The sequence below is a fragment of the Chryseobacterium pennipullorum genome, assembly GCF_003384725.1.
Taxonomy (GTDB): Bacteria; Bacteroidota; Bacteroidia; order Flavobacteriales; family Weeksellaceae; genus Chryseobacterium; species Chryseobacterium pennipullorum.
Window position 1 is genome coordinate 18,260 of the sequence record NZ_QNVV01000017.1, and the last position, 14,992, is coordinate 33,251.

The following is a 14,992-nucleotide window of genomic DNA, read 5'->3' on the forward strand; positions in this document are numbered from 1 at the left end:
TATTTCTATATTTGATTGAACAATAGTACTTTGTTACTTTAAATCATGATTCATTTGAAACCTCATAGAAAATCTAAGCTGCAGATTCATCTGCTTTTCTGGATATTATACTATATTCTGGAAGCTTATCTGGATTTCTACTGGTCCAGATATCAGTTTCCGGATTTCAGCTGGCAGGTAAGACTTCAGAATACTCTTATTCTGGAGCTGGGGTATTTTTTGGTAAAAATTCCGTTGGCTTATGCATTATTGTATGTGTACGAAAGGAGCCGTATTAAAAACCTTTTCAAATACTTTCTGTATGTCATCATTGTTGTGGCTGCGGTTTTCGGGCATCGCTTTTTTACCCATTATATCATCTATCCCTATATCTACGGCGTGACGGAAACTTTGGACGGTAAACAGCCATCGGGATATATCAATGGTTTGGTGGCATTTAATTCTTTTATGGACCTGATCTTTATGGTCGGGCTGGTTTTTGGGGTAGAGATTACCCGACAGAAAAACCTGTTGAAAGCTCAGATTTCTCAGTTGAAATCCGAGAAGCTTGATCAGGAACTGACGATGCTGAAAGCCCAGATTAATCCGCATTTTCTTTTCAATACACTTAACAATATCTATGGAATGGCGCTGAAGAAAGCTGATGAAACTCCGGATATTATCCTGCAGCTTTCTAAAGTCATGCGATATAATATCTATGAAGCGGCAGAGAAAAAAATTTCCTTATCCAAAGATATTGAGAATATTAAGGATTTTATTCAGATCCAGAAGATCCGCCACTGCCATCTTACCGTTACCTGTACTGAAGAGATAGATAATCCTTCACAGGAAATTTCACCTCTTATACTGATCCAGTTTGTTGAAAATGCCTTCAAACATGGTGTTTCTGAAAGTTTAGGCGACGCTTTTATCCATATCAGGATTGAGCTGAAAAATGGTATTTTAACCTACTGTATCGAAAACTCAAAAGAGACAAAAGCAGATAAGCATTCCACCAGAATAGGGCTGAAAAACATCCGCCGCCAGCTGGAACTGCTTTATACCGGTCATACCCTTACCGTTGAAGACCATAGTGACCGTTACACCGTAAAACTAACCATTGATTTCCATGACAAACACAATCTCTAAAAATTATAACTGCATTATTGTAGAAGACGAACCTATTGCCGCAGAAATCCTTGAAAATTTTGTTTCCAAAGATCCTGAACTGCATCTGGTGGGAAAATGTGCTGATGCCGTCTATGCCAGCAGCCTCCTGAGTATTCATGATGTGGATCTGATGTTTCTCGATCTGCATCTTCCCGTCGTGAAAGGATTTGATTTTTTAAGGAAAATAAAAAATCCGCCTTTTGTGATTGTCACTACGGCTTATCATCAGTATGCAGTGGAAGGCTACGAACTTGATATTGCCGATTATTTGATGAAGCCTATTCCTTACGACCGTTTTCAGACGGCAGTAGGTAAATTCAAACACCTGATAGAAGCAGAAGAAGCTCTGCTGGAAGTGGCTGAGAGGGATTATATTTTTATCAGCAGTGGTAAAAAGCAGATTAAAATTATTTTACAGGACATTTTTTATATTGAAAGCTTAAGAGAGTACATCAATATTCATACAAAGATGGAAACCCTTACCTTTAAAATGCCAATAAGCAAAATGGAAGAAAACCTGAATCCGAAAATGTTCGTCAGGATTCATAAATCCTATATTGTTTCCCGATCCAAAATTGAAGTGAAGTCTGCCAGCATCATCCAGGTTAATGGAAAAAAACTTCCTGTCGGCAGGACCTTTAAGCCCACTTTAGAGCTTTAATGCTTCCTCTTTCAGCAGTCTCTTTTCAAATAATTTCCAAGTGTGGAACTTTATAAGTATTTTTACTGAACTTTTTAAAAAGACAACAAAAATGATTCAGTATTTAGATAATATTCAGCACAAAGATTCAAAGAACTTTTTCCTTATTGCCGGTCCTTGTATTATAGAAGGAGAAGATATGGCACTGAGAATAGCTGAAAAGGTAATTAACATTACAGACAAGTACAGCATTCCTTATATTTTCAAAGGGAGTTTCAAAAAGGCCAACAGAAGCCGTGTAGATTCTTTTACTACCATTGGTGAAGAGAAATCTCTTGAAATCCTAAAGAAAGTGGGAGAGACGTTCAACATTCCAACCACGACGGATATTCATGAAAATGAGCATGCCGCATTGGCTGCCCAATATGTGGATGTTTTACAGATTCCTGCATTCCTGGTACGTCAGACCGATCTTTTGGTAGCAGCGGCCCAGACCGGAAAATGTGTAACCCTTAAAAAAGGGCAGTTCCTTTCTCCGGAGGCGATGAAGTTTGCGGTTCAGAAAATTACAGATTCCGATAACCAGAAAGTGGCCATTATCGAGAGAGGAAACTCTTTTGGATATACAGACCTTATTGTAGATTACAGAGGGATTCCGACCATGAGAGAGTACGCCCCTGTCATTCTGGATGTGACCCATTCCCTGCAGCAGCCTAACCAGAGTTCAGGGGTAACCGGAGGGAGACCGGACCTTATTGAAACCGTTGCGAAAGCAGGAATTGCTGTAGGGGCAGACGGAATATTCATAGAAACACACCCTACACCAGAAACGGCATTATCTGATGGCGCAAATATGTTGAGACTGGATTTATTAGAAGATTTGTTACAAAAATTGACAAGAATTAGAGAATCGATTTTGTAATTGTTAAAAAAACATTAATTTTAGAAATTCTAAAACATTTCTTTTGAAAAAACTAGTTTTACCGCTAAGTCTTATCGTCCCTGTACTGATTTTCTCTCAAAATAGAAAAAAAGATACCGCAACGACTAAAGTAACCGATATTGAGGAAGTTGTATTCCAGAAAAAAGTAACAGGAAGAACGAATGACCTTACCAATGTAAAAATTTCTGCAAAAGAAGCCAAAGCAGTGGCTTCCATCAGTGGAGGAATTGAAGGACTGATCAAAACGCTTCCGTCTGTAAACTCCAACACCGAGCTCTCTTCCCAATATATGGTACGTGGTGGAAACTATGATGAAAACCTGATCTACATCAATGATATTGAAATCTACAGACCTTTCCTGATCCGGAATTCACAACAGGAAGGGATGAGTATCATCAATCCTGATATGGTATCCACGGTGAATTTTTCTGCCGGAGGTTTTGAACCCAGATATGGTGATAAAATGTCTTCGGCCCTTAATATCTATTACCGTGAACCTGAAAAGTTTGAAGTTTCAGGAGAAGCAAGCCTCATTGGTGGCAGGCTCACTACAGGACTGGCCTCAAAAAATAAAAAATTTACAGCTTTATTTTCGGGAAGATACAGAAATACCAATCTGGTCCTTAATACATTAAAGGAGGATACGGATTTTAACCCTACCTACTGGGATTTCCAGTCTTATCTTAATTATCACCTGAACGATAAGTTCTCGATGTCTTTCATCGGATATTATTCTAAGAATGATTACGAGATGGTTCCGAAGCAGAAAAGCGTCACCTTTGGAAGTCTTCAGCAGCCTATTACCGTGAATATCGGGTACGCAGGTAAAGAAAACGACCAATATAAAAATATGATGGGTACATTTTCCATGAATTATAAGCCTACAGACCAATGGAAGCTTACCCTGGATGCCTTTGCCTATCAGAACAGAGAAAAAGAATATTATTCTATACAGTCGCAGTATGAATTGCAGACATTTGATCCCAAAACACAGGAACCTGTAGCTTCTTATGATCTGGGTGGTCAGATAGAACATGCAAGAAACGACTTGTTTGTAAGAACCTACGGTACCCAATTCAGGGCAAAATTTTCCCCTAATGTGAATACCGATATTGAAGTGGGTTTCAAATACGAAAAAGAGAACCTGAAGGACTTTACCAATGAATGGAAGCTGATTGACTCTGCTGGATACAGCCTTCCAAGACCGGAAGTGGATCCGAGAACCGGAGGTACAGGAAATCTCAAGCTGTCTTATTATATCGCAGGGAATAACAATATCGAACCTTCCAGGCTTTCTGCTTATGCCCAGTATTCTCAGAAATTCTACTGGGGAGCCAGTAAAGTCTTTGTGAATGCGGGGGTGCGTGTGGCCAACTGGAGCTTTAATAAAGAAACCATTTTCTCCCCGAGATTCCAGTTTGCGATCAAGCCGGATTGGGATAGTGATATGTTGTTTAAACTTTCGGGAGGTATTTATTATCAGGCTCCTTTTTATAAAGAGATTAAAGACCTGGATGGAAGTTTCAACTCAGACATCAAGTCACAGCGTTCCATGCAGCTGATCCTGGCCAACGATTATGAATTCTTTATGTATGACAGGCCTTTTAAGCTGACTACGGAACTTTACTATAAAAAAATGGATAATCTGATTCCTTATTACATGGATAATGTAAGGATCCGTTATTCGGGTGAAAACAACGCCAAAGGATACGCCTATGGTATTGACACAAGACTTTTTGGAGAATTTGTTCCTGGAGTAGACTCTTGGCTATCTGCAAGTTATGCCAGAGTGTATGAAAATATTGCCGGTAAAGGAGATATCCCAAGGCCTACCGATCAGCGTTTCAGGTTTGCGATGTTCTATCAGGATTATATGCCACAGTTTCCTTCAATGAGGGTAAACCTTACATTAGTATACGCTATGGGGCTGCCGACAGGAGCTCCGGTTATGTTTGACAGCAACGGACAGCCGGATTTCAATTCAGCATATAATTACCAGAAAACACTTCCATCTTACAAAAGGGTAGATATCGGGCTTTCAAAAGTCTTTATTGATCCGAAGGATAAAAATAAAAGATCCGGTTTCTGGGGGAACTTCCAGGAGCTTACCTTAGGGGTTCAGGTTTTCAATGCCTTTAATATCAATAATACCGTTGCCAATCAGTGGATCACCGATTACAATACCAATTATATGTACCCGGTTCCGGTACGCCTTACGGGACGTTTCTTTAATGTGAAATTGGAGTTCAGATTATAAGTTATGGGAAATTTAACTTGTTGAGAACCATTTAAAGTCTTCAGGTATTAGCCATAGTTTAAAATTCAGACCATTATCTACTGCAAGGGTAGAGCATCATAAAATCAACTTCCGGTTCTTTCCGGAAGTTTTTTATTTACCTGAATTTTATAACAACCCGTCCGAATTTTATAACAGGAGTTTCAGGGATATTTTTACCTTTGTCCTATCAATGAAAAAGTTTCTTGCCATACTGTTCTCTATTTTCTATTTCGGATTTTCTTCCGGGGCAGCATTTAGTGTGCATTACTGTATGCAGGAATTTGTTTCAGAGAGTCATCAAATTGACGGTATCTGTGGTAAATGTGGTGTGAAAGAAAAGAAAGGATGCTGCAAAACAGAGATTAAAGTAGTAAAAGTAGACCATTCTCAAAAATCTGATCTGCTTACTGTGGATTTCTTAAACCAGATTTCAGAGGCTCCGGTAGCCTATTATTTTGCCTATGCAGACCGGTCATTTTCTGCTTCAAAGTTTACCCAGATTCAGATCAATGCACCACCGGAATACAAACCGGTACCCATCTACATCAATCATTGTAATTTTAGAATTTAGAAAGATTCAATCGTTTCCGGTACAGTCATGATACCGTCGCAGACGACATGTCCTTGCGCATTTACATGTGCATTCAACTTATTCTTTACTAAAAAATTAATTCTAAAATATAAAACAATGAAAAAGTATATCCTTACAGCAGCCTTATCTCTATTCTCTTTGATTTCACTTTCAGCACAGTCGAAAAAGGATGCTCAGATCACCAAACTGTACAAAAACTATATCGCCATCAAATCAGCTTTAGCTTCAGATGATGCCGATACCACTTCAAAAGCAGCTACAGAATTCATTAAAACAGCCTCTACCATCGATTATAAATTGGTTTCCGAAGGCAATCTTAATATTCTGAGAAAAGATGCTTCTGCCATTTCTGAGGCAAGAACCGTTGCCAGCCAAAGAGAAACTTTTTTCAACCTTTCAGATAATATGATCGCTCTTACTAAAGAATTCAAACTTTCTGAGAAACCGGTGTATGTACAATACTGCCCGATGGCAAATGGCAGCTGGCTGAGTGATGAAAAGCAGATTATGAATCCTTATTATGGAAAGTCTATGCTTTCATGTGGAAGTATAAAGTCTGAGATTAAGTAATCAGCAGAGTGTTCTATAAATTAATGAGTTGCATGTCTTTGTTTTATATTTACTTTAAGACATGAAGCTTGTAAAAAGTTCGAAATATTATGAAAAAACTGATAATGTTTCTGTTGCTTTTGTTCTCTGTTTTTACTTTTGCTCAGACTACAAAAACCTCTTATACCTGTCCCATGCATCCGGAAGTGGTATCCTCCAAACCGGGAGACTGCCCGAAATGCAAGATGACACTGGTAAAGAAAACCGTTGTCCTACAACCTAAAGCAGTTGCAAAGCCACAGGTAAAACCTGTCCCCAAAACAGAAACAAAAGCTAAGCCGGTACCGGCAGAAACGAAAATAAAAACAATCAAAACCGAAAAAAAGACCGCTGTCACAAAAGCCAGGAAGACCGAAAAGGTAAATAGGGTCAAACAAGGGATGAGCATAAAGGACAAGACCGGGCTTAGGCCTTCAAAAACTGAGTCTCAGCCTGTTTATACCTGCCCGATGCATCCTGAAGTGACTTCTGGGAAGCCGGGAAAATGCCCCAAATGTGGCATGGATCTGATTGCTAAAGAAGGTCATCAGCAAACGGTCGCTGAGAAACCGATCGCAGAAAAAAATACTTTACAAAGGAATTCCGAAAACGGAAAAATAACATTTGGAGGTAAAACCGTTCGATATGATTTATACGTAAAAGATACGATCGTTAATTTTACCGGCAAAAACAGACGAGCCCTTGCCATCAATGGTAAACTCCAGGCTCCTACTTTATATTTTACAGAAGGGGATACTGCCGAAATTTACCTGCATAATATGCTGAAGGAAAATACCGGTTTACACTGGCATGGGGTGATTCTTCCTAACGAACACGATGGTGTTCCGTACCTTACTACCCAACCTGTAAAACCGGGAGAAACACACCTTTATAAGTTCAGGGTGTCTCAGAATGGGACGTACTGGTATCATTCCCACGAAGCGCTTCAGGAGCAGATAGGGATGAATGGAATTCTTGTATTCAAAAAAAGAGATGGGGAGCCAACAGCAGAATACAATGCTGAAATCCCGGTATTATTGGGTGATTGGAGCGACGAAGATCCCATGCAGATAGCGAGAAGGCTTCACATGGCCAATACGGATTGGTATGCTATTAAAAAGAATGCAGTTCAAAGCTATTGGGAAGCGATACGATCGGGAAATTTCGGGACCAAAGCCCTGAATGAATGGAAAAGAATGGAAGCAATGGACGTAAGCGATGTATATTACGACAAATTCCTGATTAACGGACTTCCCAGCTCAGCCTATACGAATGTAAAAGCTGGTGATAAGATAAGGTTACGGGTTGCCAATGGGGGATCATCTACCTATTTCTGGCTGAACTATGGAGGTGGGAAAATAAAAGTAGTGGGAAATGACGGAAATGATGTGGTGCCAGTGGAAGTAGACCGTCTTATCGTAGGGGTTTCTGAAACCTATGACATTGAAGTAACCATCCCCGAAAATAAAAGTTTTGAGTTCCGGGCTACTTCAGAAGACAGGATCGGACATGCCTCCTTATGGCTGGGTTCCGGTGAAAAGGTGCCTGCTCCTGAATTACCAAGACTGATGCTCTTTGAGGGGATGAAAATGATGAATGGCATGATGGAAATGAGTGGAAATATGAAACCGATGAATATGACGATGGGAAATCAGATGATGGATATGAATGAAGTCATGTATCCCGAATTGCCTGAAAGCCAGAGGAAAATGACCATGAAGCATATGAACGAAATGATGGGCGTGAAAACGAAAGAAAAGGATACAAAGGAAGATCATACCCAACATGCAGGAATGGACATGAAAGAAGAAAAGACCATCAAAAGACTGTCATACAATATTCTAAAATCTCCTGAAAAAACGATTCTTCCGACGGACAGCATCCGTGAGATGAAATTTACCCTGGAAGGGAATATGAATCATTACCTATGGACCCTGGATAATAAAACTGTTACGGAAACAGATAAGATCCTGGTGAAAAAGGGAGAGGTCCTCAGAATAAAGATGTATAACAATTCCATGATGCGTCACCCGATGCACCTTCATGGCCATGATTTCAGGCTGATCAATTCTAAAGGAGAATATTCCCCACTGAAAAATGTTGTGGATATTATGCCTATGGAAACCGTTACTATTGAATTTGCGGCCAATCAGGATGGAGACTGGTTCTTCCATTGTCATATTCTGTATCACATGATGGCTGGAATGGGAAGGATATTCAGCTATGAAAATTCAAAACCGAACCCTCAGCTGCCCAACCGAAAACTGGCCTGGAAAAACTTTCTGAAGGACAACAAAATGGTAAGCTCTATGGCGATGCTGGAGGTAGCCAGCAATAAAATCCATGCTGAAACAATGACGATGTTCGGACCAAGATGGGCTAACCTGAATGAATTTCACTCCAACTGGAACTTTGACCATTTTGATGGAAGTGTAAAGGTGGGACGGTTTCTAGGAAAATTCCAATGGGCATTGCCGTATGCTGGATTCAGGGTGCAGAAGAACCACGAGATCATGGAAAGGCAGATGACGGAAGATATGGGAATGGATTTTCACGGTAAAAAGACCTGGTTCGGTCAGCAGAAAGCATCAAAAAGCAGGTATGCATTCATACTGGGAATGCAATATGTACTGCCAATGCTGATTACAGCTGATGCCAGTGTGGACCAGAATGGAAAAGTACTCCTGGAACTGAGCAGGGAAGATATTCCGCTTTCCCGGAGACTGAGAGGAAACTTTAGTGTGAATTCCGATGGTGAATTCTCAACAGGAGTAAGATATATTGTACAAAAATGGTTATCTCTTTCCGGAAATTATGATAATGAAATGGGCTGGGGTGCCGGTGTTACTTTAACGTATTAAAAGATAAATTTGTAATGAATAAAGACTGTCTCAGAGGGGCAGTCTTTATTGTTTTCGGGAGACTCTTTAAAAATAATCATCAGCTTATCAACTGATAACTTCAAACGAAAAAACCACCTTATGGGTATAAGATGGTTTTGTGAATATTTTGGGAATCTTATGGAGAGACTTCCTTCGTTTTTACTTTTTCCGACGGTTGATAAGTCACCGTTTTGATGTCAACCGTCATTTCTTTCAAACGTTTGGCAACGTTTTCCGGCATCTCTTTCTGGTATCTGCCACCGATTACTTCTGCAAGGAATTTCTCCGTTTCAGCATACATGGCCATACTATTGACCGGCTTACGGAATCCATGGCCCTCGTCGTCAGCAAGGATATAATTTACTTTTTTGCCTTTATTGCGAAGTGCGATTACAATCTGATCCGCTTCAGCTTGTTTTACCCTTGGGTCATTCGCTCCCTGAATAATGAGCAGCGGTTTGTTAATCTTGTCAACGCTGAATAAAGGACTGGCCTCATGCATTAGCTTTTTGCCTTCTTCAGTCTTAGGATCTCCTACCATACCGTAGAGGTAAGCGCGAATAGATTCCCAGTAAGGAGGAACGGAATCCAACAAAGTAAAGAGGTTACTAGGTCCTACAATATCTACTCCTGCGGCATACAGGTCCGGTGTGAATGCCATTCCTGCCAGCGTTGCATATCCGCCATAGCTTCCGCCCATAATGACTACCTTATTTTTATCTGCCACTCCCTGATCAATCAGATATTTTACGCCCCAGGTGATATCGTCCTGCATCAGCTTACCCCATTGAAGGTCACCTCCGTTCTGGAACTTTTTACCATATCCGCCACTTGCTCTGAAGTTGGGCTGAAGCACAGCATAACCCCGGTTGGCCAGAAACTGAACTGTAGAATTATATCCCCACATATCTCTGGGACCCTTTGGGCCACCATGAACCAGCACTACTACCGGAACGTTCTTTCCAGCTGATCCTACCGGTAAAGTAAGGTAGGCAGGAATCTCCAGCCCATCACTGCTTTTGTAGGTAATGGGGGTCATTGCTGCAAGGTACTTTTCAACTTTTTTTAACTCGGCTCTTGGAGTATATTGGAAGATCAGTTCTTTGGTTTTGGCATCAAAAAAATAGGCTTCCGAGGCATATTTATCGCCCCAAACTGAAATCAGGAATTTGGAATAATCGTTGGTTGAACTTGAAAAATCAACTTCTCTTCCCGGAAATTTACTCTGTAGAAATTTGTAATTGGACTCCCAGGTTTTGTCTTTCCAATAGTTTTCAGTTTTGTCTCCGGTATAGGAGGTAGAAATAATCTTTCTTGTATTTCTGTCCACCAATAGTCTTCCGAAATCCACCTTACCTTTCGGATCACTTTCTACTTTGGTTGTTTGCTTTGTTTTAGGATCCATCAGAAATAGGGTAGACTTATCCAGGTCGCCTTTATTGGTGACCAGATAAAACTTGGAATTATCTTCGTTCCAGCTTGGTATATAGGCCTCTTCCGTTACCATTGTTTCATAGATCGGTGTGAGCTTGTCACCATCTTTGTATAGAAATTGTGTGGTCCCTTTGCTGTCTGTTTTGGCAAGTACCCTCAGCTTTTCGTCCCAGTCGAAGTTATAGGTAGTGATCCGGTCTGTATTTTCGAAAATTTTCTTCAGTGCTCCGGTAGAAATCTTCAGTGAATACAGATCGTGCCATGCTTTATCACGGTTGTTAAGTCCAATCATTAAAAGATCAGGGTCTTTTTTGCTGACCATATAGATCTGCGCAGTAATCTCATTAAGAGGCGTCAGGTTTCTAGATTCCGGAACTCCTTTTGCTGCTTTGGCTATAGGATCTACAGCAAAAATATTCATGTTTTCATCTCCGTTTTTATCCTTTACATACAGAATGTATTTTCCGTCTTCGGCCCAGAAATATCCATTAAGCGGTCGCTTGCTGTCTGTTAATGGGCGGGCTTTTTCAAAAGGCTCATCGGTCCTCTTTACCCAGATGTTCATAATTCCCTCATATTCTTTCAAAAATGAGATCCATTTCCCATCGGGACTCAGCTTTCCACCGGAAATTTCGGGGTTGCCAAAGAAAAGACTTCGGTCCAGTAGCGGAACTTCCTGTGCTTGAGCAGCCTGGAAGCCTATGATTAAAAGTAATACATAAAAGATTTTTTTCATATGTTTAGTTTTGGGATTATTGGTGTAAAAGTTAATTATTTAAAATGTATCATACAAAAGTGATTACAGGTCAAGTTCTATAATCTTTCGGGCCATTTTTTGATTCATGCTTTCCGGAATTAAGCCCATCAGAAAATTGCGCAGGCTGTTTCCAGATTCCCATTGAGATATCTTTCCAATAGTCCGGCTGGTACTCACGATGTAATCCACCTTTTTTCTTCTGATCCTTTGAAAGTCTTCAAAAACAGTGTTAAAATCACTGTTCTTTTCCAGCAGCCTGCCAATAACATAGGCATCTTCGATCGCCTGGCATGCTCCCTGTCCCATGTTGGGAGTTGTAGCATGAGCTGCATCTCCAATCAGGCATACGTTTTCCGCATACCATTTGGGAATAGGAGTGAGGTCGGTAATTTCATTGCAGATGATATTTTCTTTTGTAGTTGCCTCAATAATTCTTAAGATTAAAGGATTAAAATCAGAAAAAATAGCTGTAAGATCAGAATGGGTGTCAAAACTTTTCTCATTGATGCAGGCATACCAATAGACTCTTTGTTCCGAGATCTTTACAAAGCCGAAACGTTTTCCTTTCCCCCACATTTCAAGGGCCTCCGAATGATAGTGTTCAGGCAGGTCAAAGTCTACCAGGCCGCGCCAGCATTTCTGTCCTGTGCTTCTGATTGTGCCTGTTTTCAGGATCTGGGTCCGGATATTGGATTTGATGCCATCTGCGCCAAAGACAATGTCGCTTTCTTTTTGAAGTCCGTTCTCAAAATCTAAAATAAGGTTCCCTTTCTTTTCTATTTTTTGTAAAGAATGATCAAGGAGGATCGATTCAGGATGTAGATGAGATGCGAGAATTTTTTGGAGCTCCGCCCGGTGAATGGCAACATTACAGGCGTTATATTGATGTTCGAGGTCAAGGATCTCAGTCTTGGAAATCGGTTTTAAGGATTCATTAACGATCGTTATCTTGTGAATTTTGTTTCCTGCATTTTCAATCTCTTCCTTCAGGCCCAGCCGGTCAAATACCTGCATGGCGTTCACAGCCATCATAATGCCGGCTCCCATAGGCTTTAGCTCACTTGCAGATTCATAAATGGTAAAGTCATAATTGTGCTGCTTAAGAACATTACCTAAGGTAAGTCCTCCAATTCCGGCTCCAATGATTGAAATGGTATTCATGTCAGTTTTTTTTGTATGATACTGTTGAGGCGATCTCCTACATTTGATATTGCAACATAGGAGAAAGGCTCAATTATTTTTTCATAAAGTCAACATATAACTTTCGGATACCTTTTCAAAACCGTATTTACCGAAAAAATGATGTGCCCCATGGTTGTTGACGCCACTTTCCAGCATGATAAAACTTATCTTCCAGTTTTTGGATTCCTGTATAACTCCTTCCAGCAGCTTACTTCCAAGGGACTGACCCCACACAGAGGCATCCAGCAGCATATCTTCTAAAACAGCATATTTTTTAAAGGGGCTGGTGATCACATTAAGAACGAGCATGCCCACGATGTCTCCATGTTCATTTTCTGCAATCTGAATATTAATTTTAGAAGTACTGTCATAATCGTAATCATTCATAAGCTGCTCCGTAAATACGGCTCTGAGATCAGGATTCCAATGTTGGGAATCCAATGCTCTTCCGTACATGATTTCACTATGAGAGATGTAGGAATCTGTTTTATGAGCGATAAAAAAATCTACGAGTTCTTCAACACGTGTTTTATCCGTAAGCCATTTCGTAGTATAATTCATAAGAGATATTATTTTTTAATTCTTCCAGCTAAAATTAACTATTTCATTTTTATCCCAATAGAGGGCAGGATATGATTTTAATTAGTTGAGCAAATTCTGAAAACTGTTACAGATTGAAAATAGTTGATTGCCTATTTTTGAATGTCCGTTTTTCCTCATATTTAACACGAGGTTTGCTAAGTTTTTTTATATAACCTACCTGTTTTTCGCTCGAAAAGGCGTTTCACACAGCACAGAACCCAACTTCCGAGGTCTACATCATTACAACTATAAATGAACAGATATTCTCTATATCAATAGGGACGGGCTTTCAGCCCGTTCACATAAAATACAGATGCTCCATTGGCTTTAGCCAAAACTTATTTTCATAGTTCTGACTGTAAGTCGATTAAAGAAAATCTCCGAAAAGATCCTCAAACATTTGTGTAATTTTTTTTATGCTTATGTGGTAAATTCGAAGATCATCTCGGTTCAAGTACAAAAGTTGTGGGTAGAAACTGAGTATTTTTTTTATTTATACTTTTGCCTTGAAGCAAAAGTATACAAAAATTCAAGACTGGAATCATCCGCTAAAAATTGACCTTGCCTCCTAAAATTTCCAAACTCGCATGGATACTACATTGGTTCTTCGACTCAATAGGGTGGCCATGCTCAGACACTGGAAATTTTTTAACGGATTCAAGATCAATTTTTTTAACGCTCCTGATTCCTAGGTCGATTAAAGAATATACAACTATTTTTCATCGTTCTTATTGGGTTGAAAGCCGATTAAAAAACACCGAAAAGATCCTCAAACATTTGTGTAATTTTTTTTATGCTTATGTGGTAAATTCGAAGATCATCTCCCTTCAGTTGATCAATGTTATTTTTTTCTATATATACTCTTCTTGTATTACCCTAAAAAAAGCGGAACCTGAAAACAGACTCCGCCTATAAAAATTGTTTGCGCTAAAATTATTTACCTAAATAAGATTTTAGGATCTTGCTTCTGGTATTGTGTTTTAGTCTCTTAATTGCTTTTTCTTTGATCTGACGAACTCTCTCTCTTGTAAGATCGAAAGTCTCACCAATTTCTTCTAAAGTCATTGGGTGTTTTCCGTTCAGTCCGAAGTATAATCTTACCAGGTCAGCCTCTCTTGGAGTCAAAGTATTCAATGCTCTTTCGATCTCAATCTGAAGAGATTCAAGCATCAGATCCTTATCTGGACTTGGAGATTCTCCGGAACGCAATACATCATAAAGGTTAGAATCTTCACCTTCTACCAAAGGTGCATCCATGGACAGGTGTCTTCCGGAGTTTTTCATAGATTCTTTAATATCCTCCTCGCTCATGTCAAGAACTTCAGCCAATTCTTCTGGAGAAGGTGGTCTTTCATTTTCCTGTTCAAGGTGAGCGTATGCTTTATTGATTTTATTAATGGAACCAATTTTATTCAATGGTAGTCTTACAATTCTTGACTGCTCAGCCAATGCCTGTAAAATTGATTGACGGATCCACCATACTGCATAAGAGATAAATTTGAAACCTCTAGTTTCATCATACCTTTTTGCCGCTTTCATCAGTCCTAGGTTACCTTCATTAATCAAATCGGGTAAGGAAAGGCCTTGATTTTGGTACTGCTTGGATACAGAAACTACGAAACGAAGGTTGGCTTTGATTAATTTCTCAAGTGCTGCTCTGTCGCCAGCACGTATTCTTTGCGCCAATTCTACTTCTTCGTCCGCAGTGATCAGTTCCACTTTACCAATTTCCTGCAAATACTTGTCTAATGAAGCAGTTTCCCTGTTGGTAACCTGCTTAGTGATTTTTAATTGTCTCATTTATTTTTATCCTCAAAAAAAGAGTTACTATATAATATACGTTTGGAAACATAGAAAGGTTACACGTGCTGCAATCTTTTTTATAAAACGCAGCATTATAAGGGTAGAAGTGATAATTATAGTGTTTATTCCTGTATGTTATATTTCAAAATATGATGAACATGA

The 14,992-nt window shown here is 39.7% G+C and carries 11 protein-coding genes; 7 read left to right on the forward strand and 4 right to left on the reverse strand.

Going from position 1 to position 14,992, the window contains the following annotated elements:
• Positions 1-45 precede the first annotated feature (45 nt).
• The 7 genes from DRF67_RS16405 to DRF67_RS16435 all read left to right on the forward strand — a co-directional run bounded on the left by DRF67_RS16405 (position 46) and on the right by DRF67_RS16435 (position 9,051).
• Positions 46-1,128 (forward strand): sensor histidine kinase, encoded by a 1,083-nt coding sequence (locus DRF67_RS16405; protein WP_228435835.1) that lies wholly within the window; start codon positions 46-48, stop codon positions 1,126-1,128.
• Positions 1,109-1,810 (forward strand): LytR/AlgR family response regulator transcription factor, encoded by a 702-nt coding sequence (locus tag DRF67_RS16410; RefSeq protein WP_115929387.1) that lies wholly within the window; start codon positions 1,109-1,111, stop codon positions 1,808-1,810. The genes DRF67_RS16405 and DRF67_RS16410 overlap by 20 nt, the downstream gene beginning before the upstream one ends.
• A 91-nt stretch (positions 1,811-1,901) precedes the next feature.
• Positions 1,902-2,711: a 3-deoxy-8-phosphooctulonate synthase gene (gene kdsA / locus DRF67_RS16415; RefSeq protein ID WP_115929388.1), complete on the forward strand. Its 810-nt coding sequence runs from the start codon at positions 1,902-1,904 to the stop codon at positions 2,709-2,711.
• Positions 2,712-2,754: 43 nt separating this feature from the next.
• Positions 2,755-4,989 carry a TonB-dependent receptor plug domain-containing protein gene (locus DRF67_RS16420; protein ID WP_115929389.1) on the forward strand — a complete coding sequence of 745 codons (2,235 nt, stop codon included), beginning with the start codon at positions 2,755-2,757 and terminating at the stop codon, positions 4,987-4,989.
• A gap of 211 nt (positions 4,990-5,200) precedes the next feature.
• Positions 5,201-5,581, forward strand: coding sequence for an HYC_CC_PP family protein (locus DRF67_RS16425; protein ID WP_228435836.1), 381 nt, complete (start codon positions 5,201-5,203; stop codon positions 5,579-5,581).
• 117 nt (positions 5,582-5,698) lie between these two features.
• Positions 5,699-6,172 (forward strand): DUF3347 domain-containing protein, encoded by a 474-nt coding sequence (locus DRF67_RS16430; protein ID WP_115929390.1) that lies wholly within the window; start codon positions 5,699-5,701, stop codon positions 6,170-6,172.
• Between the two features lie 104 nt (positions 6,173-6,276).
• On the forward strand, positions 6,277-9,051 hold the full coding sequence (locus DRF67_RS16435) for a multicopper oxidase domain-containing protein (protein WP_115929459.1): 2,775 nt from the start codon (positions 6,277-6,279) through the stop codon (positions 9,049-9,051).
• A gap of 157 nt (positions 9,052-9,208) precedes the next feature.
• Here DRF67_RS16435 and DRF67_RS16440 read toward each other — a convergent pair whose 3' ends face one another.
• From DRF67_RS16440 to DRF67_RS16455, 4 genes are all read right to left on the reverse strand, one after another.
• A complete protein-coding gene (locus DRF67_RS16440; protein ID WP_115929391.1) occupies positions 9,209-11,242 on the reverse strand; it encodes a S9 family peptidase in 2,034 nt (677 codons plus the stop codon).
• Between the two features lie 63 nt (positions 11,243-11,305).
• Positions 11,306-12,424, reverse strand: coding sequence for an FAD-dependent monooxygenase (locus DRF67_RS16445; protein ID WP_115929392.1), 1,119 nt, complete (start codon positions 12,422-12,424; stop codon positions 11,306-11,308).
• An 81-nt stretch (positions 12,425-12,505) separates the two neighbouring features.
• Positions 12,506-13,006: a GNAT family N-acetyltransferase gene (locus DRF67_RS16450; protein WP_115929393.1), complete on the reverse strand. Its 501-nt coding sequence runs from the start codon at positions 13,004-13,006 to the stop codon at positions 12,506-12,508.
• A gap of 954 nt (positions 13,007-13,960) precedes the next feature.
• The gene (locus tag DRF67_RS16455; protein ID WP_002979276.1) at positions 13,961-14,827 is read right to left on the reverse strand and encodes a sigma-70 family RNA polymerase sigma factor; all 867 of its coding nucleotides are present in this window, start codon (positions 14,825-14,827) and stop codon (positions 13,961-13,963) included.
• Positions 14,828-14,992: the final 165 nt, after the last annotated feature.

Coding starts and splice junctions, on each gene's coding strand:
- DRF67_RS16455 (WP_002979276.1), bottom strand. CDS start 14,827: ATGAGACAATTAAAAATCACTAAGCAGGTTACCAACAGGGAAACTGCT.
- DRF67_RS16430 (WP_115929390.1), top strand. CDS start 5,699: ATGAAAAAGTATATCCTTACAGCAGCCTTATCTCTATTCTCTTTGATT.
- DRF67_RS16435 (WP_115929459.1), top strand. CDS start 6,277: ATGTTTCTGTTGCTTTTGTTCTCTGTTTTTACTTTTGCTCAGACTACA.
- DRF67_RS16450 (WP_115929393.1), bottom strand. CDS start 13,006: ATGAATTATACTACGAAATGGCTTACGGATAAAACACGTGTTGAAGAA.
- DRF67_RS16425 (WP_228435836.1), top strand. CDS start 5,201: ATGAAAAAGTTTCTTGCCATACTGTTCTCTATTTTCTATTTCGGATTT.
- DRF67_RS16410 (WP_115929387.1), top strand. CDS start 1,109: ATGACAAACACAATCTCTAAAAATTATAACTGCATTATTGTAGAAGAC.
- DRF67_RS16440 (WP_115929391.1), bottom strand. CDS start 11,242: ATGAAAAAAATCTTTTATGTATTACTTTTAATCATAGGCTTCCAGGCT.
- DRF67_RS16405 (WP_228435835.1), top strand. CDS start 46: ATGATTCATTTGAAACCTCATAGAAAATCTAAGCTGCAGATTCATCTG.
- kdsA (WP_115929388.1), top strand. CDS start 1,902: ATGATTCAGTATTTAGATAATATTCAGCACAAAGATTCAAAGAACTTT.
- DRF67_RS16445 (WP_115929392.1), bottom strand. CDS start 12,424: ATGAATACCATTTCAATCATTGGAGCCGGAATTGGAGGACTTACCTTA.